The 23,745-nt window shown below is 71.1% G+C and carries 23 protein-coding genes and 2 pseudogenes; 14 read left to right on the forward strand and 11 right to left on the reverse strand.

The window, feature by feature from the left end:
- Positions 1–439 precede the first annotated feature (439 nt).
- Entirely contained in the window at positions 440–1,711 is a 1,272-nt protein-coding gene (locus JW592_RS07130; protein ID WP_209264051.1) for an APC family permease, read from the forward strand.
- Between the two features lie 288 nt (positions 1,712–1,999).
- On the opposite strand, the gene JW592_RS07135 is transcribed toward JW592_RS07130, so the two are convergent.
- Complete coding sequence (locus JW592_RS07135) at positions 2,000–2,305, reverse strand: Rv3488 family transcriptional regulator (protein ID WP_209264052.1); 306 nt, start codon at positions 2,303–2,305, stop codon at positions 2,000–2,002.
- A 151-nt stretch (positions 2,306–2,456) separates the two neighbouring features.
- On the opposite strand from JW592_RS07135, the gene JW592_RS07140 reads away from it, so the two are divergent.
- Positions 2,457–2,798, forward strand: coding sequence for an STAS domain-containing protein (locus tag JW592_RS07140; protein ID WP_209264053.1), 342 nt, complete (start codon positions 2,457–2,459; stop codon positions 2,796–2,798).
- Positions 2,799–2,897: 99 nt separating this feature from the next.
- On the opposite strand, the gene JW592_RS07145 is transcribed toward JW592_RS07140, so the two are convergent.
- Positions 2,898–3,494: a TetR/AcrR family transcriptional regulator gene (locus tag JW592_RS07145; protein ID WP_209264054.1), complete on the reverse strand. Its 597-nt coding sequence runs from the start codon at positions 3,492–3,494 to the stop codon at positions 2,898–2,900.
- A 150-nt stretch (positions 3,495–3,644) separates the two neighbouring features.
- Between JW592_RS07145 and JW592_RS07150 the strand changes: the two genes are divergently transcribed.
- From JW592_RS07150 to JW592_RS33680, 3 genes and pseudogenes are all read left to right on the forward strand, one after another.
- A complete protein-coding gene (locus tag JW592_RS07150; protein ID WP_209264055.1) occupies positions 3,645–4,109 on the forward strand; it encodes an ester cyclase in 465 nt (154 codons plus the stop codon).
- Positions 4,106–4,600, forward strand: coding sequence for a DUF3237 domain-containing protein (locus JW592_RS07155; RefSeq protein ID WP_209264056.1), 495 nt, complete (start codon positions 4,106–4,108; stop codon positions 4,598–4,600). The genes JW592_RS07150 and JW592_RS07155 overlap by 4 nt, the downstream gene beginning before the upstream one ends.
- Positions 4,601–4,626: 26 nt before the next feature.
- A pseudogene (locus JW592_RS33680) lies at positions 4,627–4,792 on the forward strand (tetratricopeptide repeat protein); the annotation flags it as partial.
- 508 nt (positions 4,793–5,300) lie between these two features.
- Here the strand turns inward: JW592_RS33680 and JW592_RS07160 are convergent.
- On the reverse strand, positions 5,301–6,365 hold the full coding sequence (locus JW592_RS07160; protein ID WP_209264057.1) for a flavin-containing monooxygenase: 1,065 nt from the start codon (positions 6,363–6,365) through the stop codon (positions 5,301–5,303).
- A gap of 108 nt (positions 6,366–6,473) precedes the next feature.
- Here JW592_RS07160 and JW592_RS07165 point away from each other — a divergent pair, with 108 nt between their 5' ends.
- The 4 genes from JW592_RS07165 to JW592_RS07180 all read left to right on the forward strand — a co-directional run bounded on the left by JW592_RS07165 (position 6,474) and on the right by JW592_RS07180 (position 9,890).
- Positions 6,474–7,877: an NAD(P)-binding domain-containing protein gene (locus JW592_RS07165; protein ID WP_209264058.1), complete on the forward strand. Its 1,404-nt coding sequence runs from the start codon at positions 6,474–6,476 to the stop codon at positions 7,875–7,877.
- 686 nt (positions 7,878–8,563) lie between these two features.
- Positions 8,564–8,962 carry a cysteine peptidase family C39 domain-containing protein gene (locus JW592_RS07170; RefSeq protein WP_229375291.1) on the forward strand — a complete coding sequence of 133 codons (399 nt, stop codon included), beginning with the start codon at positions 8,564–8,566 and terminating at the stop codon, positions 8,960–8,962.
- 82 nt (positions 8,963–9,044) lie between these two features.
- Positions 9,045–9,443 carry a protease inhibitor I42 family protein gene (locus JW592_RS07175; RefSeq protein ID WP_307805313.1) on the forward strand — a complete coding sequence of 133 codons (399 nt, stop codon included), beginning with the start codon at positions 9,045–9,047 and terminating at the stop codon, positions 9,441–9,443.
- Between the two features lie 39 nt (positions 9,444–9,482).
- Positions 9,483–9,890: a hypothetical protein gene (locus tag JW592_RS07180; RefSeq protein WP_209264059.1), complete on the forward strand. Its 408-nt coding sequence runs from the start codon at positions 9,483–9,485 to the stop codon at positions 9,888–9,890.
- Here JW592_RS07180 and JW592_RS07185 read toward each other — a convergent pair.
- Positions 9,853–10,350, reverse strand: a complete 498-nt coding sequence (locus JW592_RS07185) for an SMI1/KNR4 family protein (RefSeq protein WP_209264060.1) — start codon at positions 10,348–10,350, stop codon at positions 9,853–9,855. The genes JW592_RS07180 and JW592_RS07185 overlap by 38 nt on opposite strands.
- An 874-nt stretch (positions 10,351–11,224) precedes the next feature.
- On the opposite strand from JW592_RS07185, the gene JW592_RS07190 reads away from it, so the two are divergent.
- The 4 genes from JW592_RS07190 (at position 11,225) to JW592_RS07205 (ending at position 17,193) form a co-directional block, all read left to right on the forward strand.
- On the forward strand, positions 11,225–11,386 hold the full coding sequence (locus tag JW592_RS07190; protein ID WP_209264061.1) for a class II lantibiotic LanA: 162 nt from the start codon (positions 11,225–11,227) through the stop codon (positions 11,384–11,386).
- 89 nt (positions 11,387–11,475) lie between these two features.
- Entirely contained in the window at positions 11,476–14,565 is a 3,090-nt protein-coding gene (locus JW592_RS07195) for a lantibiotic dehydratase (protein ID WP_209264062.1), read from the forward strand.
- The gene (locus JW592_RS07200) at positions 14,562–15,875 is read left to right on the forward strand and encodes a lanthionine synthetase C family protein (protein ID WP_209264063.1); all 1,314 of its coding nucleotides are present in this window, start codon (positions 14,562–14,564) and stop codon (positions 15,873–15,875) included. Before JW592_RS07195 ends, JW592_RS07200 begins: the two co-directional genes overlap by 4 nt.
- A 247-nt stretch (positions 15,876–16,122) precedes the next feature.
- Complete coding sequence (locus JW592_RS07205) at positions 16,123–17,193, forward strand: PP2C family protein-serine/threonine phosphatase (RefSeq protein WP_229375352.1); 1,071 nt, start codon at positions 16,123–16,125, stop codon at positions 17,191–17,193.
- 168 nt (positions 17,194–17,361) lie between these two features.
- Here JW592_RS07205 and JW592_RS07210 read toward each other — a convergent pair whose 3' ends face one another.
- The 7 genes and pseudogenes from JW592_RS07210 to JW592_RS07235 form a co-directional block, all read right to left on the reverse strand.
- Positions 17,362–19,608: a bifunctional polysaccharide deacetylase/glycosyltransferase family 2 protein gene (locus JW592_RS07210; protein WP_209264065.1), complete on the reverse strand. Its 2,247-nt coding sequence runs from the start codon at positions 19,606–19,608 to the stop codon at positions 17,362–17,364.
- Positions 19,608–19,910, reverse strand: coding sequence for a hypothetical protein (locus JW592_RS07215; protein ID WP_209264066.1), 303 nt, complete (start codon positions 19,908–19,910; stop codon positions 19,608–19,610). The genes JW592_RS07210 and JW592_RS07215 overlap by 1 nt, the downstream gene beginning before the upstream one ends.
- On the reverse strand, positions 19,907–20,479 hold the full coding sequence (locus JW592_RS07220; protein WP_229375292.1) for an LCP family glycopolymer transferase: 573 nt from the start codon (positions 20,477–20,479) through the stop codon (positions 19,907–19,909). Before JW592_RS07220 ends, JW592_RS07215 begins: the two co-directional genes overlap by 4 nt.
- Positions 20,413–20,751: a hypothetical protein gene (locus tag JW592_RS32580; protein WP_229375368.1), complete on the reverse strand. Its 339-nt coding sequence runs from the start codon at positions 20,749–20,751 to the stop codon at positions 20,413–20,415. The genes JW592_RS07220 and JW592_RS32580 overlap by 67 nt, the downstream gene beginning before the upstream one ends.
- 126 nt (positions 20,752–20,877) lie before the next feature.
- Positions 20,878–22,032: an ATP-binding protein gene (locus JW592_RS07225; protein ID WP_307805314.1), complete on the reverse strand. Its 1,155-nt coding sequence runs from the start codon at positions 22,030–22,032 to the stop codon at positions 20,878–20,880.
- A gap of 68 nt (positions 22,033–22,100) precedes the next feature.
- Positions 22,101–22,337: pseudogene (locus JW592_RS07230) on the reverse strand (winged helix-turn-helix domain-containing protein); the annotation flags it as partial.
- 139 nt (positions 22,338–22,476) lie between these two features.
- A complete protein-coding gene (locus JW592_RS07235; protein ID WP_209264068.1) occupies positions 22,477–22,893 on the reverse strand; it encodes a hypothetical protein in 417 nt (138 codons plus the stop codon).
- 410 nt (positions 22,894–23,303) lie between these two features.
- On the opposite strand from JW592_RS07235, the gene JW592_RS07240 reads away from it, so the two are divergent.
- The gene (locus tag JW592_RS07240) at positions 23,304–23,636 is read left to right on the forward strand and encodes a glyoxalase superfamily protein (protein ID WP_209264069.1); all 333 of its coding nucleotides are present in this window, start codon (positions 23,304–23,306) and stop codon (positions 23,634–23,636) included.
- Positions 23,637–23,745 lie beyond the last annotated feature (109 nt).

Here is a 23,745-nt window from a genome sequence, read left to right on the forward strand (position 1 = left end):
CGGCCAGGCCACCACCGTTGGTTCAAGAAGGAGCTGCATGCGTGATGGCCGGGTAGAGGCAGTTCGGCATGGGCGTCGCGCTCGACGCGGATGACGCGGACGACTGCGATCGGGGTGCCATCGGGATCGGCTACGGGCCAGTCCAGGTAGCGGCGGCCGGGCACGAGGGGGCAGGCGTCGCCGCAGCCCATGGCGATGACGATGTCCGCCGGAGCGCCGACGCGCTGACACGCTTCCCCGGCCGACAGCGACCCGCCCCGCGCCGCCATGCAGGCCGACGGCGCCGCAGCGGTGGCCCGCGGCCCGGCTCGCGCAAACGTCGTCCTGTGGGGCACACGGCCTTCGGACTCCGGCCATGGACAGTGCTCCCCCTCATATATCGTCTGCCGATATCGGAGACCGAAAAGTACGCGGCCTTGTGTCGCTGAGGGGTGTGCCCATGAGCAAGCCATCGACCGCCGGCAGCCTCCCGGAGGAGTTGCGGCGGACGTTGGGCGTGCCAGACGCCGTCGTGATCGGGCTGGGGTCGATGATCGGCGCCGGTATCTTCGCCGCGCTGGCCCCAGCTGCGCGAGCCGCCGGCTCCGGGCTGCTGATCGGTCTGGCGCTGGCGGCCGTGGTCGCGTACTGCAACGCCACTTCCTCCGCGCGGCTCGCGGCCCGGTACCCGGCGTCGGGCGGCACGTACGTCTACGGCCGCGAGCGCCTCGGGGACTTCTGGGGCTATCTGGCGGGGTGGGCGTTCGTGGTCGGCAAGATGGCCTCCTGTGCGGCGATGGCGCTCACGGTCGGCTCGTATGTGTGGCCGGGACAGGCGCACGCGGTCGCGGTCGCCGCGGTGGTGGCGCTGACCGCGGTGAACTACGCCGGAGTGCGGAAGTCCGCGCTGCTGACCCGCGTCATCGTGGCAGTGGTCCTGGCGGTTCTCGCTGCCGTGGTGGTCACCGCCCTCACCTCCGACGGGGCGGACACCGCCCGGCTGGACGTCGGCTCCGACGCCACTGTCGACGGGGTGCTCCAGGCGGCGGGGCTGCTGTTCTTCGCCTTCGCCGGGTATGCGCGTATCGCCACCCTGGGCGAGGAGGTCCGCGACCCGGCCCGTACGATCCCGCGGGCGATCCCGATCGCGCTGGGCATCACCCTCGTCGTCTACACGGTCGTCGCCGTATCCGTCCTGATGGTGCTGGGCCCGGCCGGCCTGGCGGAGGCGGCCGCGCCGCTTTCGGACGCGGCGCGGGCCGCGGGCGCCGACTGGCTGATGCCCGTCGTGCGCGTCGGTGCGGCCGTCGCCGCGCTCGGCTCCCTGCTCGCCCTGATCCTCGGCGTCTCGCGCACCACCCTGGCCATGGCCCGCGACCGGCACCTGCCCCACGTCCTGGCCATCGTCCACCCGAAGTTCCAGGTCCCGCACCGTGCCGAGCTTCTCGTCGGCGCCGTCGTGGCCGTGGCCGCCGCGACCGGGGACCTGCGCGGGGCGATCGGGTTCTCCTCCTTCGGCGTCCTGGTCTACTACGCCGTCGCCAACGCCTCCGCATGGACGCTCACCCCCGACGAGGGCCGCACGAACCGCCTGATCCCCGCCGTCGGTCTGGCCGGCTGCCTCGTACTGGCGTTCGCCCTGCCCGTCTCCTCGGTCATCTCCGGAGCCGCGGTCATCGCGCTGGGCGCCGCCGTCTACGCCGTACGCCGCGCCCTCACCGCGCGGGGCTGACCCCCGCCAGGGCACCGGCCGGTTCGACAAGGCCGGCATCCCCGCACCTGGCTTCCTCGCGTCCCAGGACGGTGTCTTCGAGATCGTGTGTGGCCTGCCGATCCTGTGGGGCGACGCCCCGCTGTTCGAGGGGAAGTCCGGCTGGTCCCACGAATCGCGCACCGACTTCCCGCAGCTGTGTGGCAGCCTGTTCCTGCTCCTCGTCGGCGCCGGGGCCTTGCTCCCTCGACGCCCGCTCACCTGCGTCCACCGCCCCTCGCGGCCAAGGCGGCAGTGCCACAAGGACGATCAGGGCGCGTCGTCGCCCAGGACCTCGCGGGCCAGCTCCGCCAGAGCCTTCCGGTCTTCCGCCAGGGCCTTCCTGCCGGCCTCGGTGGCCTTGTAGACGCGCCGGGTGCGGCCGTCGACGACTCGCTGCTCGGAGGTCAGCAACCCGTCGGCCTCCAGCCGGTGCAGCGTTGGATACAGCGTTCCGGGGCTGATCTGGTAGCCGTGGGAGGCCAGCTCCTCGGTCATCCACGCGCCGTGGATTTCCTCCTCGGCCGCGTGGTGCAGGATGTGCAGCCGCACCGCGCCCCGCTGGAACTCCCGCACCCGGGCCCACCTCCGGCAGTGACGAAACCGATATCGGCTCCCGATCCTAGCCGTTCCCACGCACGGAACCCGCTTCTGCTTGGGCGGGACCGTCCGGCTCTTGGGCGACCATGGAGGCAGAGGGAAACATCAGGGTTGTGAGGAGGTCGCCATGTCAGCCGAACCCTTCTCCACTCCGCCGGGCCCGGTCATGGAGGTCTCTGTGCCGGTCGGCCGCCCGGCCGAGCTGCTCCTGGCCGGAGAGATCGGGGCCGAAGCCCTGCGCGAGCTGGAGGAACGTCTCAGTGCCCCGCCGCTGCGGGAGGCCCAGGAGTGGCTCGTGGACATGAGCCGGGTCACCCGCATCGACCTGGCGTGCGCCTACGCGCTGCTGCGGGCAGCCACGCTGCGGCCGGTGCCCGCGACACTCACGATCCGTGGCGCCCGCCGCGCAGTCCAGCGCACGCTGCACCACGCCGGGCTCGACACGGTCGCCGTGACCGAGGAGCGCTGACAGCGCTCTCAGCTGACAGCGGGACCACGGCGCTCGACCAGGACGACGTCGCGTCAGACGCCCTGCAGACGCGCCCGGTCCGCTCCCGGAGGTCGCCTGTTAGTCCGGGGGTGCAAGGAATCCGTCGACCACGGAGCGAACCTTTGAGACCGCGTCACTTTCCCCCAGGCGCAATGCGGTGTTTGCGGCGTTGAGCACGGCGTCGATCTGAAAGCTCGTGAGGTCCACGTCCAGTTGGGCGATCTCGCCGGTGTTCACGGCGCAGCCGAGTTCGCCGGCGAGAAGAGCGAGCCAGGTGCGGCGGTGGAGCAGCAGGGTGTCGCGGACCTTCCCCGGCCGGCTGTCGAAGTCGGGGAGGCAGGCCGCCCAGAAGCAGCCTCCGGCGAACAACGGGGCCTCGATGTAGGAGATCCAGCGTTCCGTCAGTGCGCGGAGCCGGGCGGTGCCCGGCGGAGCGGTCTGTGCGGGCCTGATGACCGCTTCGGTGAACTCTTCGCGCGCCAACTCCGCGACAGCGAGCTGCAGGTTCTCCTTGGTCTTGAAGAGCGTCTGGATGCCGCTCTTGCTCAGCCCGAGGTCGGTGGCCAGACGGCCGATGCTGAGCCCGTTGAGCCCTTCCAGGGAGGCGACGTCGACACCGTGGCGCGTGATCTTGCGCCGGGACCGGGCACCGCGGACGAGGCGCTGGTCCGCCACGGTCGCGCCTGCTGCTTCCGTTGAAGACACGGCCACTTGTCGCCCTCGGCTCCCTGGGTGCTCGTTCATCGGCTCCATCCTGTCATGCGCTTGCCCAAAACATACGACCGATCGTACGTTTACTTTGCAGGCACGTTGAAGGAGTCGCCTATGCATGAGCAACGCAGACTCGAACTGGCGCACGCGCTCGCCGTCGCCAAGAGTCGACAGGACGTTCCAGCCGCCCTGCGGCTCTTCCACCCCGACATGGTCCTCGAGACCCCGGCCTTCGGTACGACGTCTCGGGGCCTGGCCGAGAACGAGAAGGCGTTGCGGCGGTTCTTCGCCTCGTTCCCCGACTACGACGTCGTCCTGCACGGCCACGCGAACAACGGCGACACGCTCGTGTGCTGGGGTACAGCGCGGCTGACCATGACGGGCGACCGGTTCGGTGCTGTTCCCAACGGCGAGCGTGCCGAGATACCGGTGTTCATCCAGTTCACCTTCAAAGACGACCTGATCGCAGGGGAGCGCTTCTTCTTCGACCTGGCGACGCTGTGCGCCCAGTCGGGAGTCTCGACGGACACGGTCCGACAGAGGCTGTTCCCCACGCTCGCGGGAGGCGACGCGGCATGACGGCAGACCCGCGTGTGAAGGATGTCGGCGAGATCCGGACAGCGCACCTCTTCGACATGGTCGTCGACCTGAACCCCCGCCTGCCCATCGGCAGCGGCCCATTCGGCCGGCGCGTCCTCTTCGGTGCGGCAGGCGGCACGTTCCACGGCCCCAGGCTGAACGGCCACGTCCTCCCCGGCGGGGGAGACTGGGCGCTGTTCGCCCCCGACGGAGCGATGTCCCTGGACGTACGCCTGACGCTGCGCACCCACGACGGCGCCCTCCTGCACATGACCTACGGCGGCCGCTGGGTCACCCCGCCCGAGGTGCGCGACGCCCTGGCCGACCCCGACGAGCGGTACCGGGTCGACCCAGCCCACTACTACTTCCGGACCAACCCGCTTTTCGAGACGGGGGCAGAGCCTTACGCATGGCTCAACGGCACAGTCTGCGTCGGGTCGGGATACCTCGTCGAAGACGGCATCGCCTACAAGGTCTCCGAGGTCCTGTGACGCGACGTCATGGCGGGGATGGCCGGGGCGCTTTGCAGACCTTCCTCGCCATGGCCCTGTTCAACCGGCCAGCATCACGAAGCCATGCAAATCCTGCTCAGGCTACTCGCCACCACCAGCGAAGACCCTCACGTGCGCCAGTACCGGCCGGCCATCGAAACGTACACCCAAGACCTCGACGCCACCGTCTGAGCCGCACGGCTCTGCCACGCCCTCATGAAGCGCTCCGGGATCGTGAGCGACGACTTCGAGCGCGCGTAATCGCCCGACTGCCCGATGTCCACCTGCGCCCCCCTGCGGGCTCCCCGTGTCGCACCGGCAAGCGCAAAGTGGCCATCCAGTACCACACCGCACGCTTCCGCCTCGTACCCCAACTCGCCAAGGGGCTCAGCGTACCGACCTCCGCGTACGCAAGCCGGGAGCGGCGTGGAACGCGCTGCCCCCGGCCCGTGAGCGTCGGCACCGAGCTGGTCGGGCATGCCCGCCTCGGCTACGCCCGGGCCTCGACCTCCCGGCAGTCCCTCGAGGCGCAACTGGACTCCCTCGTCGAGGCCGGGGTCACCCGCGTCTTCTCCGAGCCACGGCGGAAAACAGCCGCAACCGCACCGGGGCACCGAGCGCCTGGTGCCACCGCGCGGCCATCTCGCCCTTCTCGGCGGTCATCGGGCGCTCGGTCAGCGCGGTTAGCGCGGGAGGTCCGTCACCACCGGCGCGCCAGGTGGGCGGCCAGACGCCGGGCAATACGCTCCGCGTCCCGGCCCACCCCGCGCAGCGAGTTCGACGACAGGCTGCGCTGCCATTCCAACCCGACGAACGCCAGCCCCGGCACGTTGGTCGCCAGACCCTCGCGGTGCTGCGGGTTCCCCTCGACGTCCAGGGCGCCGTCGAGGTCGTTGAGGTAGGGCAGGTCGGGGCGGTAGCCGGTGGCGAGCACGATCGCGTCGACCTCCTCCCGCTGTCCGTCCGGCCACAGGAGTTCGGCTCCGTCGGCGCCGGTGAACAGCGATCGCGGCTTCGGCCGATCTGCGGCCAGGGCGGCCCGGTAGCGGCCGTCGTCGAGGACCGGCTGCGCCGGCGGGCGCGCAAGGAACCGGCCGAGGGGTGCGGTGTCCAGGCCGGTGCGGGCCGTCCAGAAGTGCAGGTCGCGGCCGAGGATGCGCTGGGCCGCGAACTTCACCGGCCTGCGGGTGGCGAGCGTGACACGCGCGGTGGCGGCGAGCTCGGCGGCGATCTGCACCGCGGAGTTGCCCGCCCCGACCACGACCACCCGGCCGCCGGTGAACGGGGCCGGGCTGCGGTATTCGGCGGTGTGCAGTACCTGGCCGGTGAACTCCTCCAGGCCCGGCAGTACCGGCCGGTGCGGGTGCCCGAACGTCCCCGAGGCCGCGACGACGGCCCGCGCGGACAGCCGGCCGCCGCCCTCCAGTTCCACCTCGAAGCCGCCGCCCGTGCGGCTGACCGCGCTGACACGGCAACCCGTGCGGATCTCGGCGTCCAGGCGGTCGGCGTAGGCGGCGAGGTAGGCGACGACCTCGTCACGGTGCGGGTAGCGGTCACGGTCGGCGCCGGGGAACGGCATGCCCGGCAGGGAGCTGTACCGGGCGGGCGAGAACAGCGTGAGGCTGTCGTAGTAATGCGGCCACGACCCGGCCGCGCGGTCGCTCGCCTGCAGTACGACCGGCCTCAGCTCGTGCCGTAGCAGCGCATGGGCGGTGGCGAGGCCGGACTGGCCGCCGCCGATCACGGCGACGTCGATGTGCTCCATCAGCAATCCCCTGGTTTCGATGAATGTCTATGTTGACGTCCATCAATACAGGTGCCATGCTGGACCGCGCAAGCCATCGACAGATGTCGAAACACGCAAGGAGTCGCCGTGAACGCGCCCGCCACCACCGAGCTGCCCGTCGTCGTGATCGGGGCCGGACCCACCGGTCTGGCCGCCGCCGCCCACCTCATCGACCAGGGCATCGAGCCCCTGGTCCTGGAAGCCGGGCCCACTGCCGGGGCCGCGGTGCGCCAGTGGGCGCACGTGCGCCTGTTCTCCACCTGGGGCGAGCTCGTCGACCTCGCCGCCGAAAAGCTCCTCGCTCCCACCGGCTGGACACGGCCCGACCCGGCCACCTACCCCTCCGGCGGCGGCTGGGCCGAGCTGTACCTGCAGCCGCTCGCCGACGTCCTCGGCGACCGCGTCCGCACCGGCACCACCGTCACCGGCGTCTCCCGGACGGGCCGGGACCGGATCGTGGATGCCGACCGCGAGCAGCAGCCGTTCGTCGTGCACGTCGCCTACGCCGACGGCCGAGAGGAGCGCCTCTTCGCCCGCGCCGTCATCGACGCCTCCGGCACCTGGGCCACTCCCAGCCCGGCCGGCGGCAGCGGACTGCCCGCGCTCGGCGAGACCGCCGCCGCCGACCGGATCACCTATCGCGTCCCGGACTTGAAGGTCCCCGCTGTCCGGGCCCGGTACGCGGGCAAGCGCATCGCCGTGATCGGCTCCGGCGCCTCGGCTTTCACCGCTCTCGCCTACCTCGCCGACCTCGCCAAGTCCGAGGACGGAGCGGGAACGAAGGGCGTATGGATCCTGCGCCGGGGCATCTCCGGCTCCACCTTCGGCGGAGGCGAAGCCGACCAGCTCCCCGCGCGCGGCGCGCTGGGTCTGGCGGCGAAGGCCGCCGTCGACGAGGGCAACGCCGACGCGGTCACCGGCTTCCGCACCGTGGCGATCGAGCGGACGGACGACGGGCGCCTGATCCTGGCCGGTGAGGACGGCCGCCGCCTGGACCCGATCGACGAGGTCATCGTGCTGACCGGCTTCCGCCCCGACCTGTCCTTCCTCGACGAACTGCGCCTCGGCCTCGACGAGCGCCTCCAGGCGCCCGTCGCACTGGCGCCGCTGATCGACCCCAACCAGCACTCCTGCGGCACCGTCTACCCCCACGGCCACCGCGAACTCTCCCACCCCGAACAGGGTGTGTACCTGGTCGGCATGAAGTCCTACGGCCGCGCCCCGACCTTCCTCGCGATGACCGGCTACGAGCAGGTCCGCTCCGTCGCCGCCGCGATCGCCGGCGACCTCGACTCCGCCGACCGCGTGGAACTCACCCTGCCCGAGACCGGAGTCTGCGGCGGCGCCGGCCTCTTCGACACTCCCGACGCCGCTGAGGCCGACGGTGGCGGCTGCTGCGCGCCCGCGCCGCAGCTCGTGCAGCTCGGCGCCCCCGCCCCGGTCGCGGCTGCCGCAGCGGAGGCTCCGGCGGGCGGCTGCTGCGGATCGTGACCGACCTCGATGCCCGCGGCAGCGGGGCCGCGACCGGAACCGGGGGCCGGCCGCGGCCCCGCTGCCGCCCTACCCGCCCTCCGCGCCACGCGGATCGTGAGCCGGGGCATCGTCCCCTACGCCTTCCCCATCCCCAACCCCCGGGTCACCGCGGCCCGCGCACCGTCATGACCACCGGCTCTGTGGTCGGCGTGGTCGGCCTGCTGATCGTGGCTGCCGCCCCCAACCTCTCAGTTTTCAGCGCTGGTTGGTCGCTCGCCGGGCTTGCGACGGCGGCCACCTTCTGCCAGCCGGCGGTTGCCGCAGCGTGCTGATTTGCCAACTGCGCTGCGCCGTCACGGTTGCTGGGGTCATGGCGGCCCAAGTGGCCGTGGCGCGCCGACGGTGTGAGCGCGATGTGCGGGACACGTGATCCGTACGAAACCGCAGGTGGGGCGTGTTAGCCTCCCCAGCGGCATGCTGGGCAACGCACTTCCCGAGCAGCGCTGCTGGGAGGGGGCGGGGAGAAAGGAAACGGGGGAGTGGAACGTTGTCGGGTGGCTACGAGGTCAAGTCCAAGTCGGGCATGACCGGCAAGGCCGGTGAACTCGACCGGTCGGGCGACGACACGGGCAGGGTGCGCAAGGCGGTCGACCCAGCGATGTGCTACATGCCGGTCGCGCTCGGCGGCAACGAGGCCGCGGCTCGTGGACGAGCAGCACAGGCTGCACGAAGCAGGCGACGGCGGCGACAACTGGGGCGGCACGAGCCTTGAGGGGCAGGAGCACATCGCCGACTCCACCATCGGCGGTGCCACCGGCGACGATTACGAGCGCCGCGACCTGGGCAGTGCCGACGACCGCAGGGCGGTCCTCACCACGGTGGAGAAGTCGGTTGCAGAGGGGAAGCCGGTTCCGGTCGATGTCAAGGGCGAGGATGGTGCCCACGCGATGGTGATCATCGGGCAGGAGGGCGGAATGCTGCAGGTCTACAACCCCTGGGGCACGACCACCTGGGTCAGTGAGAACGACTTCATCAACGGCCATCTGGACAAGGCCGCAAGCAAGGGGCTCAATGATGCGTACAGTGTCTACCTCCCGGACTAGTCCGGCCGTTGCGGGTGCAGGTGCCCGTGCCGGAACCGGCGCCGGCACGGGTGGCGTCGCCGTCGCCGTATCCGCTGCCCTCGTGCTCGTCGCCGGCTGCGGGTCGGGCGCTGACAAGCCGACCCGTCACCCCACCAGGGACACCAGCATCACCGCCGAGGTCGGGGAGCGCTTCACGCTCACCGTCAATGAGAACGCCTCCACCCGGGAGCACTGGTTCCTGGCCGACCCCAAGCCCGACAGCGCGGTCATCCGCAGCCGTGGGCGGCACATCGAGTCGGACTCCGGCGACGAGCCGGTTCCCGGTTCCAGCAGCGACCTCACCTTCACCTTCGAGGCCACCGGGAAGGGCCGCACCCGCATCGTGCTGACGCACTGCCTGGCCACCACCACGTGCCCCCCTGACGGCCGCACCCAGGGCCCGACGGCACAGCCCTTGCCCGCACCCGAGCGCGTCACCTACACCGTAACCGTCAGCTGACTTCGGCGGACTCGACAGGGGACAAGACAGCAGAGGCCGATGATGAACCCGACCCCGCACCCCCCGGCCCGGACCGACGACGAACTGGCCCGGCTCGATATCTCCCTCCTGCTGCGCTACGGCCTCACCACCACCGCTCCCGGCCCCCGGCGCACGGCCCTCTTCGGCGACTGCGTCGCGGGTGCCGCGGTGATCCTCGACCGCCTCGGCACCCATCCGCGTTCGGTGGCCTTCCTCGCCGGCACCGTCCGCGCCGGCGGCCTGGCCCGCTCCGCCGGACTGCCCGAACCCCTTCCGCGCCCCCAGGCCGCGGACGCCGTACGTGACTGGCTGCGCGCCGCGGCCGACCTCGCGGGCGGCATCGTCGTCGACGACCTCGCCGCACGCTGGCTGCACGCCGTCGCCACCGTCATCGAGGTCCGCCGGGTGACGCGGGCCCGCGGCTGATCTGGAGAGATCCTGCCTCGCCGTCGGTGACGAACCGCGTCAGGGATTGCTCCAGCAGTTCCAGGAACTGCCGCAGGTCATCGGCTACCTTGTCGAGTTCGGGTCCGTCCAGCGACGCCGTCCGCGTCCGGTGAACCGACCCATCGGGGCTCGCGACGTAGCACAGGCCGCCGCCGTTCGAGCCGATGACCAGACCAGGGCCCTTCCGGTCCGCACCGACGTCGACAGCACCGTACTCCTGGAGTCGCAGAAGGACGTCACTTGCCGGATCGAGGAAGTAGCCGTTGCCTACGTCCGACCACGTGACGTCACCGATGCTGTCGTAGAAGGTGGCCAGATCAGCCGGTATGAGAGCCGCTTGGGCAAGCGCGCGAGCCGCGGCTTGAGCGTCGCGGTCGGCCGGCCGGACCTCGTTGGTGCCAGGGGGAAAGCCGTACCGCCGCTCGAACTCGCCTGTCATTGCCGTAAGGGCCACGGAGACCCTGCCTGCCCACGAAGCCAGCCAGGCGGTTGAAAGCGAACGGTCACTCATGAGACCGGATCATGGCATGAGCCCCGCACGTCCAGGGGGCGACCAGCGACTCGTACCCCAACGTCAGTGCAGCGGCGAGGAGGTCGGCGTGGTGGCCCTCCTCGACACGGCACCGCCCGACGCCCAGGCGCCCGAAGAGGGCGAACCCGCCCACGGCTGCCGACTGGCGTCCCTACGTGAGGGGTACCGTGACCGTCCACTCGATCGCCTGCGAGCACCAGCACATGACGCGGCCTGGCCCGCTGACCCGGATCGGCCAGGCCCTGAAGGGCCTTCTTGACCAGGGGACAACCCCGTGCGGAAGGGCTGTCCCCGATTCAGCGCGGTACGCAGTCGCGTTGGCCGAACTCCGCCTCGGCGGGGCGGGCCCACGCTCCGGGCTGTGGCGTGCCGACAGCCGTCATCCGCGCAGTGGCCCGCTCCCGGCCGGATCACGGACCTCCCCCAGGTCGATCCCGGATCCGGCCGACATCCGTGCGTTCGACCGGGACGCGGCTGGACCGCTCTCCCCGGAGGGTCGGCGCGCCTCCGGACGCTGTGTGATCATGGCGCGAATTCGCCGAGGGCCGGAGACGCGTGAAGCACACGATCCACGCCAGGGCACCCGGTCATCACACAGGCAGTGGAGCCGTGCGAGGTGACCCCCCTCCCACGAAAGCCGAACGCCAATTCCGGCCAACTTGCCGCTGCACAAGGGGAGTTCGGCACCCGTCATGCATATGCTCCCGTCTGGTTCGAACAGGACCACGCATTTCGTCGACGTCCAGCCGACGTCGGGGAGCCACTGAACGGGAGGAGTCTCATGAGCACCAACCTTCTGCTGGAAGACACCACTACCGACCTCGCCGAGTTGGACCTCGACATCCAGATCTCGGAGACCGAGGGCGAGGGCCCCGCGTTCGCGTCCGGTGGCTACACCTCGCCCAGCACGTACGGGTCGCCCTGCAACCTCTGCTGCGCGTAAGCGTCCCATCGCGCCCGCGTGGGGCGGGGCCGGCGCCCCGTCCCACGCGGGTCGTGCCACTTCTCGGGTTCGAGGGGGAGCCAGAACACGTGCGGGATGATCACTACACACCGCGGGAGTGCCTGTTCGTACGCGTCACGGCGATCCCCCGCACCGGACCAGGTGGCCGTTCCCTTGGCGACTCGGCCGCGCAGGTGCGCGAAGCCGCTGCCGACCCGCTGCTCCGCGAGGCGTTGCACGTCGCCAGCGGCAGCCTCGGCGACTCCCTCGACCGGCTCGACGCGGGGGCCGACCTCGGGACCAAGCGGCTGCGCCGTACGGCGCTCGCCCTCTCCCGGTACGCACTGCGAGCCGAGACCAGGCCGACGCCCTTCGGGCTCTTCGCCGGTGTCGCACCGGCGCGGGCGGCGGACACCACACGGGTGAGAGTGTCCGGTCCGGGCGGCAAGAAGGTCCGACTGGACGCCGCCTGGCTGACCCGGCGCGTCACCGAATGGCTCGAACTGCCCGAGGTACGGCGCGGTGTCGACGTCGTGCTGAGCGACCTGTGCCGAATGCGGGGCGAGCGGCTCGTCGTCCCCCACAACGGCAGCGAGGTCTCCATCCGCAACACGGCCCTGGTGACCTGGGTGTGCGAGCGGGCGACCCAGCCGGTCGGCTACGCCGCGCTCCTTGAGCAAGCCTCGGCCTCCTTCCCCCGCCTCACCCCCGGCCAGGTGGACGCCGCCCTGTCACAACTCGTCCGGTACGGCGTTCTGCTGACCTCCATCACGCCGCAGGACCTGGACGACGCGCTGTACGACCGCATCGCGGCGGCGATCGCCCCCGTGCCGGGGGCAGCGGCGGAACTCCGCGCCCTACGCGCGGCGTTGCACGACTACGCCGCGACAGCGCCCGGCGAGGGCCGCACGGCGTGGCGCAGGCTCATGCGGCTGACCGACCCGGAGGGCACCGCAGCCAGACCGCCCGTCCACGTCGACCTGCGCATGGACGCCGACCTGCGAATCTCGCGGGTGGTGACCGAAGAGGCCGCCCGCTATGCCTCTGCCATGTGGGAGCTCTCCGGGGACTGGCAGACCCACGCCCACATGCGGACGTACCTGAACCGGTTCCTGGAGGCGTATGGCACCGGCGGCGTGATCCCACTGGGCCAACTCGTCGACCGGCATCGGGGCATCGGTTTCCCGGCCGGATACGGCGAGCGCGCCGACGGAGGGTCCACAGGGCACCGGGAACCGGAGCAGCTGCCCAAGGAACGCCGTCTCCTTACACACGACCTGGTGCAAGAGGCACTGCTGAGCGGCGACGACCAGGTCAGGCTCACCCCGGACCTCGTCGACCGGCTGGCCGCCGGCCGGACGGCCGACGCGGCCGTACCCCCGCCGAGGTCGCTGGAACTGTGCTTCCATCTGCTGGCCCAGAGCGAACAGGCCATCGACCGAGGTGACTTCACGCTGCTGTCCCCGGCGTACCCGGGTTCCTGGGTCGCCGGGGCGACCGTCGGACGGTTCGCCGAACTCGTCGGGATGGAAGGTGAACTGGCGTCGCTTCTGGCCGGTCTGGGCGATGCCGGGACAGTGCCGGCGCAGGTGGTGTACCGGCCGCACACGGTGCGCGGGCTCAACATGGCCCAGGTTCCGCGCCTGCTGCCGCGCTCGATACCGGTGGGCGTGTACGCGGACCGGAACGCGCCCGGCACATTGGACTGGCGGCAACTCCTCGTCACGCCGGGGCCTTTCGGGCTACGGCTCATACTGCCGGACGACGGGCGCAAGGTCCTGCCCGTCGTGCCGCACATGCTGGCTCTCGACCGGGAGGCGCCGCCGGTCGCCCGGCTGCTGGTGGAACTCGCCACCGGCAGGGCCAGAACGTGGACGGGCTGGAACTGGTGCGGGCTGGAGGGACTGCCCTTCCTCCCCCGTATCACCTACGGCCGCGTCACGATCTTCCCCCGGCGCTGGCTGCCCGACCGGCACCTGCGCGCGGCGGCGGAGGACTCGTCCGGGTGGGAGGAAGCGGTCGCGGCCTGGCGGGAGCGCTACCGCGTACCTGACGAGGTGAACCTCGCCAGATGGGACCGTATGTACCGGGTGAACCTCACGGACCCCTGGCGCCGGGAGGTGTTCCGCCAGGAAGTCCGCGGCGGCGGCTCGCTGGCGATCATGGAGGACCTCACAGACGGCGGACGCGAACTGGGCTGGTCCGGCGGGCACAGCGCCGAAGTCGTCATTCCGCTGGCCCGGTCCGCCACGCCGGGTGAGCACCAGGAGGCCGCCCGCCGACCGCGCCGCCCGGTGACCGCGTACCGGCCCACGGACCACACCGTTCAGCATCTGCCGGGTGAGGAGTGGCTCTACGCCAAGTTCTACGCAGCTGAGGACACGCACGACGAGTTGCTGCACACCGGCCTTCCCACGCTCGTGCGCGAGGTCGGAGACCACCTGCACAGCTGGCACTACATCCGGTACCGCGATCCTGAGCCCCATATCCGTCTCCGTCTGCACGGCGAGGCCGAAACCCTGCGGACCACGACACTGCCCCGGCTCGCCGCGGTGAGCCGGCACTGGCAGGAGACAGGGTTGATCAAGGGCACGGTCCTCGACACCTACCGGCCCGAAACCGACCGCTACGGCGGGCCCGATGCCCTCGCCCACGCGGAGCGCATGTTCTGTGTGGACAGCCAGTCGGCACTGGCCCAGCTCGGAATGCGGGCGCGGGGCGCGCCGGCCCTGCCGGCGCCCGTGCTCGCGGCCGTCAACCACGCGCTGCTGCTGGAGTCGCTCGGAGACTGGGACTGGTCGGCCTGGATCAGCCGCGCTCTGCCCAAGGGGCCCGCCCACGCCGCCTACCGGAAGTACCAGGAGCAGGCCACCTCGCTGATCGTCCCCGGACGTACTGCCCAGAGCGCGGCCCCCGTACTGGGCGCCCCCCTCGCGGCCCTGTGGAGCACCACGCCGGAGACCGGAAAGTACGGCGCGCTGCTGCTGTCCGACGGGGGGCGGGGGCCCGGTACCGAACAGCACGCCGAAGCCGTCATGGCGCTCCTGCACATGCAGCACAACCGCCTGCTCGGCATCGATCGAACCGGCGAGGACACCGGCTACGCCGTGCTGCGCGGTGTCGCCCGTGACCACCAGGGCCGCCTGGCCCACGCCCGGGAGGGGAAGGTGACCGGATGACAGCCCCGTGCCACGCGGACGAGGCCCGGGACGTCGCCGCGCAGGTCTTCGACCGGCTCGCCGACCCGGACGCCACCGCTGCCGACACCCGCATCCCCGGCGACGCCTCGCACATCACCCTGCGCGAGCCCCTCTGGCAGGACCTGGCTCTCTCCAGCGGCTACCCCGGAGTGTCCCTCGCGTTCACCGGACGCGGCACCCCCGGCCCCGATGACGCCGCGCGAGCGCACGCCTACCTCGTCCGGGCGATGCGGGCCACGGCCGCCTCCGCCCACGCCCCGGGAGGCATCTACACCGGTCCGGGCGCCGTCGCCTTCGCCGTTCTCGTCGCCCACCGTGCCACGGGCGGCTACCGCTCCGCTCTCGGTCGGCTCGACGAACATCAGCGCCGCCTGGTCCACCGTGCGCTCCCCGAAGTCCGTGACACCCCGGCGACGACCAACGGCGAGTTCGAGGTGGTCCGCGGATGGAGCGGCATCGGCCGCTACCTGCTGGCGCGCCGGGAGCAGTGCGAGGAGGAGCTGAGGCTCGTCCTCACCTACCTGACACACATGGCGCACGGCGAGATCACCCACCGGGGCCATCAGGTACCCCGCTGGTGGACATGGGCGGCGCCCAAGCTGGGGCAGGAGGTCGAGATGCCCGACGGGCACTTGAACCTCGGGCTCTCGCACGGCGTGGCCGGGCCGCTCGCCCTGCTCTCGCTGGCCTGGCAGCAGGGTGCGGTCGTCGACGGGCAGTGCGAGGCCATCGAGCGACTCGTGGCCCTCCTCCAGCAGTGGGCGTACGAGAGCGAGGGCGGACTGTTCTGGCTTCCGCATCTGACCCTCGAACGCTGGGTGGCCGGTCCGGACATCCCGCCGCCGCGCCACCGGCCGTCCTGGTGTTACGGCGCCCCGGGGGTCTCCCGCGCGGTACAGCTCGCGGGGCTCGCACTCGACCGCGCCGAGTGGCTCGGACTGGCCCACCGCTCCCTGCTGCCGTTCCTCGCAACCGATCCGGAGGACTGGGGCATCGACGACCCCAACGTGTGCCACGGGTGGAGCGGGATGATGCACTTGCTCGCCGTGCTGAACGAGTCCATCGGCGACAAGCGTCTGACCGACCTCGTCGACGGCATGGCGGCCCGCACTCTCGCCCGGTTCCGTCCCGAGTACCGATTCGGGTTCCGGGCCGGCCTCACGAGCGCTCCGCAGGGCACCGACGTCCCCGCGTTCCTGGAAGGCGCCGCGGGCACGGCCCTCGCCCTCGACGCCTACGCGGACGGCCGCACCACGACCGACTGGGACATGGCCCTGCTGCTGGCCTAGACGAGTGAGTCCGATGTCGTGGGCCGGTGGCCGGGCACGAAGCCCGAGTCGCTGGTGAGCCGCCCCGGGCGCACACCGGCCTGGCATGAACCGGAAGACTCCGTCTGCCTTGCCCACCCAGCGGGTGCTGAGCTGCCGGTGTGGGGGCAGGAAACTGGGATCGGGTCCGGGTTATACAGGGATGGTGGTGCGTCCAGGAGAACGTGATTGGGCTGAGGGCCGGCCGTGGCAGCCACGCTGGGTGCTACTGGCGCTGCCGCTCGGGCTGATCGCCGTCGTCACAGTGGTGGACATCCTGGCGCCGCCCCACGTCCACCTCGGCCCTTTGCTGGTCGCGGCGCCGGCGGTCACCGCCGCCATCGGCGGGCCTCGACTCGTGGTGCTGGTCGGAGCCGTCGCCACAGCAGCGCAGCTCGCGATCGGAGTGACTCGGCGCGGATGGCTGACCGTCAACCATCAGATGCAGCTTCTGGCGCTGGTCGTTGTCACGGCGGTCATCGCGGTGTTCGTCACCCTGCGTGAGCGGCAGCAGCGGGAGATGACCCAGGTACGTTCGGTCTCCGAGGCCGTCCAGCGCGTACTGCTTCGACCGCTGCCCCCAAGTTTGGGGCCGTTGCGCGTTGCCTCGGTCTACCTGGCGGCCGACGCGGAGGCGCAGGTCGGCGGTGATCTGTTCGCGGCCGCACGCACTGGTGGGCAAACCCGGGTGATCATCGGTGATGTGCGGGGGAAGGGACTCAGCTCGGTCAGTGATGCGGCCCTGCTGCTGGGCGCCTTCCGGGAAGCGGCACACCAGCACGCCGAGCTGTCTCCGCTCACCCGGTACCTGGAGCGGAGCGTCAGTCGGGACCTGGCCGAACTCGCCGAGGCCGACCGCGCCAGCGAGGAGGACTTCATCACCGCCGCTGTCGTCGAGATCCCCGACGACCGGGCTGTGGTCCGGCTGGTCAACTGCGGTCACCCACCGCCGCTGCTGGTGCGGGGCCGAGACGTCACGCCGCTCCGTACCGACCAGCCGGAGACCCCGCTGGGACTGGGCGATCTCGCCCCCTCTGACTACCGGACCGACACCTTCCCCCTCGGGGACAACGACCTGCTTCTGCTGTATACGGACGGTGTCGTCGAGGCGCGGGACGCAGCAGGGGTTTTCTATCCGCTGGTCGAGCGGCTTACCGCATGGGCGGGGGACGACGCCGAGACGCTGGTGCGGCGGCTGAAGCACGACCTGCTCGCGCACAGCGGTGGCAGTCTGGGCGACGACGCGGCCATCGTCGCCCTCCAGCGCACACCCCGACAAGGTCGGAACCCCGCAACCTGACCCGCCGCCACGTCTCCCTGGGCAAAGCCGTCAAGACCGTGCGCGACACCGGCGTCGCCGACGTGGAGGGCAGGTACAGGGAGACCGCGCGCGGCGGGCTCGCGGTGTACGTCGACGAGTGCTGAGCGCACCACCCGGTACGGGGGCCGCCCCGCAGGGCGTGTTGGCTCAACACGCGCCGGCCCGATTGCCGGGAGCGTCAGGGGCTCGCGCCGCACCGGGGGCCGGCGTCGCGGTGGCGGTCGGTGCTGCGCCGAGCGCGCCCGTTCTGCGCAGCTTCTGCCAGCGCAGCCGTCCGCCCGTCAGCGCCGTGATCCAGGACTGGAGCAGCACCACGTACATCAACTGCCGGTAGAGCACCTGCTGTAGCGGCAGCGAGATCAGCGGGGTCATCCTCTCCCGGTCCAGTCGGAACGCATACGCCGCACACATGGCCTGCACCGCCAGCATCCCGCCCCACGCGAGCAGCGTCTTCCCCGTCGGCCCGAACACCAGCCCATACAGCAGGAAGATGTCGATCAGCGGGGCCAGCAGCGGCGCGAGGACCATGAACAGCGAGACGAGCGGCAGCCCGACGCGTCCGAAGCGGCCGGAGGGGCCACGTTCGATGAGCGCACTCCGGTGCTTCCAGATGGCCTGCATCGTCCCGTACGACCAGCGATAGCGCTGCGACCAGAGCTGCTGAAGGCTCTGCGGCGTCTCGGTCCACGCGCGCGCGTTCTCCGCGTAGACGACCTTCCAGCCGGCCCTGTGCAGCGCCATTGTGACGTCGGTGTCCTCGGCGAGCGTCTCGTCGCTCATACCGCCGGCCTGCCACAGCGCGGTGCGCCGGAAGGCACCGACGGCCCCAGGAATGGTCGGCATACAGCCGAGTACGTCGTACATCCGGCGGTCGAGATTGAAGCCCATCACATACTCGATGTGCTGCCACGCGCCGATCAGCGAGTCGCGGTTGCCCACCTTGGCGTTCCCGGCGACGGCCCCGACGCGCGGGTCAGCGAAGGGCCGCACCAGCTCCCGGACCGTCGAGGGCTCGAAGACGGTGTCGCCGTCCATCATCACGATCAATTCGTACGACGCGTGCCGCACTCCCTTGTTGAGCGCGGCGGCCTTGCCCGCGTTCGCTTGACGCACCACCCGCACGCCCGGCAGCCGCAGCGCCTCCACGATGTCGGCGGTGCCATCGCTCGAACCGTCGTCCACGACGATGACCTCGACAGGGTGGTCGCTCGCGACCAGGGACCGGAGGGTGTTCTCGATGCACTCGCGCTCGTTGTAAGCGGGCACCAGCACGCTGACCGGCTCCGTGACCGGACAGCGGCCCCAGGCGAAGCTCCGCTTGCGGACCTTGCGCGCGTGCGACGCGGACAGCAGCAGCATCAGTCCGAAGCGCGCGACGACCAGCGAGCCCACGACCACGAGCGCGAGGGAGAGAACGCCCATCGCCCTCTCCGACCCGCCCACCGCGAGAATCCACGCCTCGCCCTTCCAGCGTTCGAAGCCGCTGACGGGCGCGTGCGCGCCGGGCACCTTCAGGGCCTCGGTCAGGTTGGTGAACTTATAGCCCTTCTCCGCCATGTCCGGCAGGAACCGGTCCAACGCCCGCACGGTCTGCGATCGGTCGCCGCCCGAGTCATGCATGAGGACCACGGCGCCGTTGTCGCCCTTCGGCGTCGCGCGCCGGATGATCTCCTCGACGCCGGGCCGCTTCCAGTCCTGGCTGTCGGTGTCGAAGAAGGCGGTGATGTAGCCGCGCTTGCCGATGTACCGGGTGATGGGCCACGTCCTGTTGTCGAGTGCTCCGGCGCTGGAAGAGTAGGGCGGCCGGAACAGCGACGTACGGATCCCGGCTGCGCCCTGCAGCGCGAGCTGGTTCTGCGCCAGCTCCCAGTCGATGCGCCTCTTCGACTGGTAGGAGAGATCCGGGTGGTTGAAGGTGTGCAGGCCGACCTCGTGCCCCTCGTCCACCATCCGCTTGACCAGGTCCGGATAGCGCGAGGCCATGGTGCCCGTGACGAAGAAGACGCCGTGCGCCCTGTGCTCCTTCAGCTTGTCGAGGACCTTGGGCGTCCACTCCGGGTCGGGCCCGTCGTCGAAGGTCAGCACCAGCGTCTTGTCGGGCATCCGGTGACTGATCGGCTGCCCGCCGCGCAAGTCGAGGACGGGGCCGCCCGTCAGGATCCTCCCGGGCACCTTGTCGACCGGAGCGGGGGGCCGGACGCGATGGTCGGCGAGGAATTCGCTGTGCGCATAGCCGCGCAGCAGCAGCATCGCCACAATGGCGATGAGCAGTTGCGTCGGCAGTAGATAGCGCAGCGGAAGACGCGTACGACGCGTACGGCGGGTGCCCCGGTTCGCCCGGCCGCCCTGTCGCGGGCGGGGTCGTGCGTGCTGGGCGTGTGGTGTGCGCGGCATCAGCGGGCCGTTCCTCCAGTTTGTGCTGCGCCTCCGGGCTGGTCGGGGTCCTTGGAGGAATCGGGCTGTTCGGACAACGTCTTTCCGCGTCCGGGCGTGAGCAGGCCGGGCGCGTCCGCATCCCGGCCCGCCAGGCTGACACCGAGCACCACGGCGTAGCCGAGGCCGGCCACGACCAGCATCCAGCCGAGTGTGCGCAGCACACGGCCGCGCCCGCCACTGCTGTCCACGAACACCGGCTGCCCTCCCGGGCCGTCGTCGGGCGGCGCACCGGTGAGGGCGGTTGGCAACGTGACCGTCATGTCATGGTCATTGGTGAGGTGGCCTGGTGGGCCACCGTGATCTGTACGCATGGTTCGCGCGCTCCCCGCGTTGAAGTACGTGCCCTCTCCTGCTGAGCGGGCAAGCTAAGAAGTCCTGTTCTGGTCCCGGAGCGTGGCCAGAGCCGCCGCGATCGTGGTCGCGTACGCCCGGCCGCCGGCCGGCGCGGGGTGAACGCCGTCGGGCGCCAGCATGCCGTCCCGGTCGGTGGCGGTCCTGTGCCAGTCGCGTCCAGGCTCAGGCCGCTGGCGGAGCTCTCGAGGCGTTCGTCGGTGGTGAACTCGACACCTCCGAGTGCGTCAACCAGCTCCTCGAAGCCTGCGAAGTCGATGTCGATGGCGTGATCGACGCGGACCTTCCCGAGCCGTTCGACCGTGCGCACGGCGCAGGGCAGACCGCCCACCGCGTAGGCCGTGTTGAACATCGCTGCGCTGCGGGCCGGAGCTGTGCCTCCGGCCCGCAGTGGGCAGGAGGGCCGGTCGATCAGTGTGTCCCGCGGAATGCTGATGACCACGGCCCTCTCGCGCCCTCGGGCCAGGTGCACGAGCATCGCGACATCCGAGCGTCCGCCCCGCCCGCGCCCCGGGCGTCCGAGCCGAGCAGGAGGACGTTGAGCGCCCCGGGCACGGTGCGGCGCGGCCGGTCCGAGCCGAGGACGGCGTCGATATCGGTGGATGCGTGCGTACCTGAGAGCGGCGAACAGAACAGCCAGCCGACGGCTCCGACGGCCAGGACGACGGTGACGGCCGACCAGGCCACGAAGCGGATGCCGTACCGGCGCTCCGTCGGGCAACGGCTGTTCCGCACGCGGGCAGTACCCATGGTGAGGCCCTTTGACGGTTCGGAGGTGCGAGTGACTCGCGAGGACTCCGCCATGATCGGGAGCCGATTTCTCCGTCAGGCTGCGCTGCCGCATCGCTGAGCGCGCGCTTGTGTTGCGGCGCTGTATCAGTCCTGTGCCGGCAGGACGAGCGTTGCCTGCGCACCGCCGCCGGGTGCGTTGTCCAACACCAGGTCCGCGCCGATCAGCTGGGCCTGTGCCTTTGCGATGGTCAGTCCCAGGCCCTGGCCCCGGCCCCGCTCGGGGGCACCCGTCCGGAACCGCTGTGGTCCCTCGGCCAGCAGTGACTTGGGGAAGCCCGGACCGTGGTCGCGTACGGTCACCCGGACCTGGTCCACGGTCACGGTCACCGGGGGCCGCCCGTGCCGGTACGCGTTGCTCACCAGGTTGGTGAGGATGCGCTCAACCCTTCGCGGGTCGGTGCGGACGGTCGCGTCCCGGGTCACGCACACCGTTGCGCGGTGCTCCGTGTGTGCCACACACGCGGGGATCAGCTCCCCCAGCGGACAAGGGGCGAGATCGGCCTGTTCGGCGCCGGCGTCCAGCCGCGCGACCTCCAGCAGGTCTTCGACGAGGACATGCAGCGCTCGGACCCGGTCTTGGACGAAGCCGGTGGGCTTTCCCGGCGGCAGTAGTTCGGCGGAGGTGACCAGGCCCGTCAGAGGGGTGCGCAGTTCGTGCGCGACATCCGCGGTGAAGCGCTGCTCGCTGTGCAGCCGCTGCTGGAGCGCCGCCGCCATGGAGTCGACAGCGGCGGAGATATCCGCGATCTCGTCGCCCGGGCGCGGGGCGGCGTTGATCCGGGCGTCCAGGTCACCGTCCGCGATGGTCAGGGCGGTGTCCGCGGCCGAACGGAGCCGCCGGGCCAGCCGCTCCGCGCTCACGGCCCCCAGCGGTACGACCAGGGCCACCCCCAGCAGCCCGGCCACGGCCATGGTGATGTCGAGTTCCCGCAGGCTGCGGATCTCCTCGCGCAATCCGAGATGGACGCAGAGCATCCGGTCGCCCACGGGCCGGGCGGCCCACATGCCGGGACCGTCCGGCCCGCTGCCGAAGTCGGTTCCCTGTCGGCCGCGGCGAGTCAGTTCCCGCAGCTCGGCGGGCACGCGGGGCGAGTCGAGACAGGCGCCGCGGACGAGGGTGCCGTTGCGGGCATACGTGCGGGCCGCGTCCGCCAGCTGCCTCTGCGCTGCGGCGCGTGCGTCGGACACCTCGCGGGAGTAGGTGATCTGGTGGACGACCACACCGACAGTGACCGTCACGGCGCAGACCGCGACCGCCACGAGCAGGGCGATCCGCCATCGTAGGGAGCGCCACGACACCCGCACGGTCAGCGCCGCAGCTTGTAGCCGAAGCCGCGAACGGTCTCGATGCGGTCCGCGCCGATCTTGGCGCGCAGACGCTGCACATGGATGTCGACGACGCGCCGGTCACCGTCCCACTCGTAGTCCCACACCTTGCGCATCAGCGTCTGCCGCTCCAGCACGATGCCCGGATTGGCGGCGAACTCGGTCAGCAGCCGCAACTCGGTCGGGGTGAGCGCCACCAGCCGCCCGGCGCGCCGCACCGCAACGACGGAGGGACCGGCACACTGCCGCCCACCCGTCCACCGGGGCTTGTCGGTGGGCACGCCGCGCACTTGTCCGCCGCATGCGAGGCGGCCCCCGGCCGAGGGTGGTCCGGGAGCCGCTGCCAGGGCCGGGCGGTCAGCCGCGGTGATCCGGAGCCTGGGGGAAGTTGATGGTCTTCACCTTCTTGCCGTCGTGCTTATAGATGATCTTGGGTGTGGCATCGGCCTGCGCCGCGGGCTTCGGGAAGGTGAGCGTGTATGTCCCGTTCGGGTCCATCTGGCTCTGCACCGGGCCGGGCTTTTCGCGGTACATCACGCCCGCGACGCCGTGCTCGGGATCCTCGACGCCGACCGTTGTGGTGTTGCCGTCCAGTACGAGGGTGTCGCCGTTGCCCACCTTCACCTCCTTGACGTAGTCCGTGGGCATGGCGACCGCTGTGCCGGCCGGGAGGGCGAGGGCGGCGCCTGCCACACCGGTCGCCGCGACGGCAAGGGCGATGCGCCGCCCGGTGCGCCGAGAGCGCCCGGCGTGAGAGTTGGCCTGCGTGGACATGACTTCTCCTTGTGCAGAGCGTTGTTTCACGGATCGTTTCGAGTCCGGAACTGGTCGGACCCGGTCCGGACGCTGAAAAGCACCCTTGCCCGCACGCTAAGCCGCTCCTGTCTCACCCACCCCGAGGCCATGTATCAGCCACATCTCGGTCCTCGCTCGGGGCGGTTACACGGGTTCGCCGGCGGGGACCGCAGTTATGCGGAAGGCCGTGCACAAGCGGCTGACGCGGCACTGCTGAGGAGTCTGAGTGTCCGCTGGTGCGGCGACGGCCTGCCGGTGGAGCACACACCCGGACTGACGGCGGGCCGGGGCGACGGCGAACCGGCGCGAGCGCGCGGATGCAGCGGGGGTGGTGGGCTGGTGCCGAGCATCAGGGAACGTTCGCCCTGGCGGTCTGCGACGATGGCTCAATGGACGAGGAAGTCATCCCCATTCTTCGCGTGGAGGACGCTACGGCGGCGGTCGCGTGGTACGAGCGGCTGGGCTTCGCCCAGCAGTGGGAACACCGCTTCGAACCGGGCCTTCCCGCGTTCGTCGAGATCGCCCGGGGCGGGGTGCGGCTGTTCTTGTCGGAGCACAAGGGCGACGCCTCCCCTGACACGTTGATCTACCTCCGCATGCGCGATGTGGAGGCCGTCGCCTCCGAGTTCGGAATGCAGGTGAGGGACGCTCCGTGGGCCCGTGAGCTTGAGCTGCGCGACCCTGACGGCAACCGGCTTCGGATCGGCACGCCGACGGAATGACACTCGCCGGGGCGAGCGGCAGCAAAGCTGTGCTGGTGGCTGAGCGAGTACGCGTCCGTGAGACCGGTGACAACGAGGGGCAGCGCCTGCCGCGGATCATCCACCGGGG

Origin of the sequence: Streptomyces spirodelae (assembly GCF_017676385.1) — a bacterium.
GTDB classification, from domain to species: Bacteria; Actinomycetota; Actinomycetes; order Streptomycetales; family Streptomycetaceae; genus Streptomyces; species Streptomyces spirodelae.

Bases quoted from the DNA above. Each gene is read 5' to 3' on its own strand.
- JW592_RS07180 (WP_209264059.1), top strand. From the start codon at position 9,483: ATGATGAACCCGACCCCGCACCCCCCGGCCCGGACCGACGACGAACTG.
- JW592_RS07215 (WP_209264066.1), bottom strand. From the start codon at position 19,910: ATGACGGTCACGTTGCCAACCGCCCTCACCGGTGCGCCGCCCGACGAC.
- JW592_RS07155 (WP_209264056.1), top strand. From the start codon at position 4,106: ATGACGGCAGACCCGCGTGTGAAGGATGTCGGCGAGATCCGGACAGCG.
- JW592_RS32580 (WP_229375368.1), bottom strand. From the start codon at position 20,751: ATGGGTACTGCCCGCGTGCGGAACAGCCGTTGCCCGACGGAGCGCCGG.
- JW592_RS07140 (WP_209264053.1), top strand. From the start codon at position 2,457: ATGTCAGCCGAACCCTTCTCCACTCCGCCGGGCCCGGTCATGGAGGTC.
- JW592_RS07220 (WP_229375292.1), bottom strand. From the start codon at position 20,479: ATGCTCGTGCACCTGGCCCGAGGGCGCGAGAGGGCCGTGGTCATCAGC.
- JW592_RS07160 (WP_209264057.1), bottom strand. From the start codon at position 6,365: ATGGAGCACATCGACGTCGCCGTGATCGGCGGCGGCCAGTCCGGCCTC.
- JW592_RS07210 (WP_209264065.1), bottom strand. From the start codon at position 19,608: ATGCCGCGCACACCACACGCCCAGCACGCACGACCCCGCCCGCGACAG.
- JW592_RS07235 (WP_209264068.1), bottom strand. From the start codon at position 22,893: ATGTCCACGCAGGCCAACTCTCACGCCGGGCGCTCTCGGCGCACCGGG.
- JW592_RS07190 (WP_209264061.1), top strand. From the start codon at position 11,225: ATGAGCACCAACCTTCTGCTGGAAGACACCACTACCGACCTCGCCGAG.
- JW592_RS07150 (WP_209264055.1), top strand. From the start codon at position 3,645: ATGCATGAGCAACGCAGACTCGAACTGGCGCACGCGCTCGCCGTCGCC.
- JW592_RS07185 (WP_209264060.1), bottom strand. From the start codon at position 10,350: ATGACAGGCGAGTTCGAGCGGCGGTACGGCTTTCCCCCTGGCACCAAC.
- JW592_RS07200 (WP_209264063.1), top strand. From the start codon at position 14,562: ATGACAGCCCCGTGCCACGCGGACGAGGCCCGGGACGTCGCCGCGCAG.
- JW592_RS07130 (WP_209264051.1), top strand. From the start codon at position 440: ATGAGCAAGCCATCGACCGCCGGCAGCCTCCCGGAGGAGTTGCGGCGG.
- JW592_RS07240 (WP_209264069.1), top strand. From the start codon at position 23,304: ATGGACGAGGAAGTCATCCCCATTCTTCGCGTGGAGGACGCTACGGCG.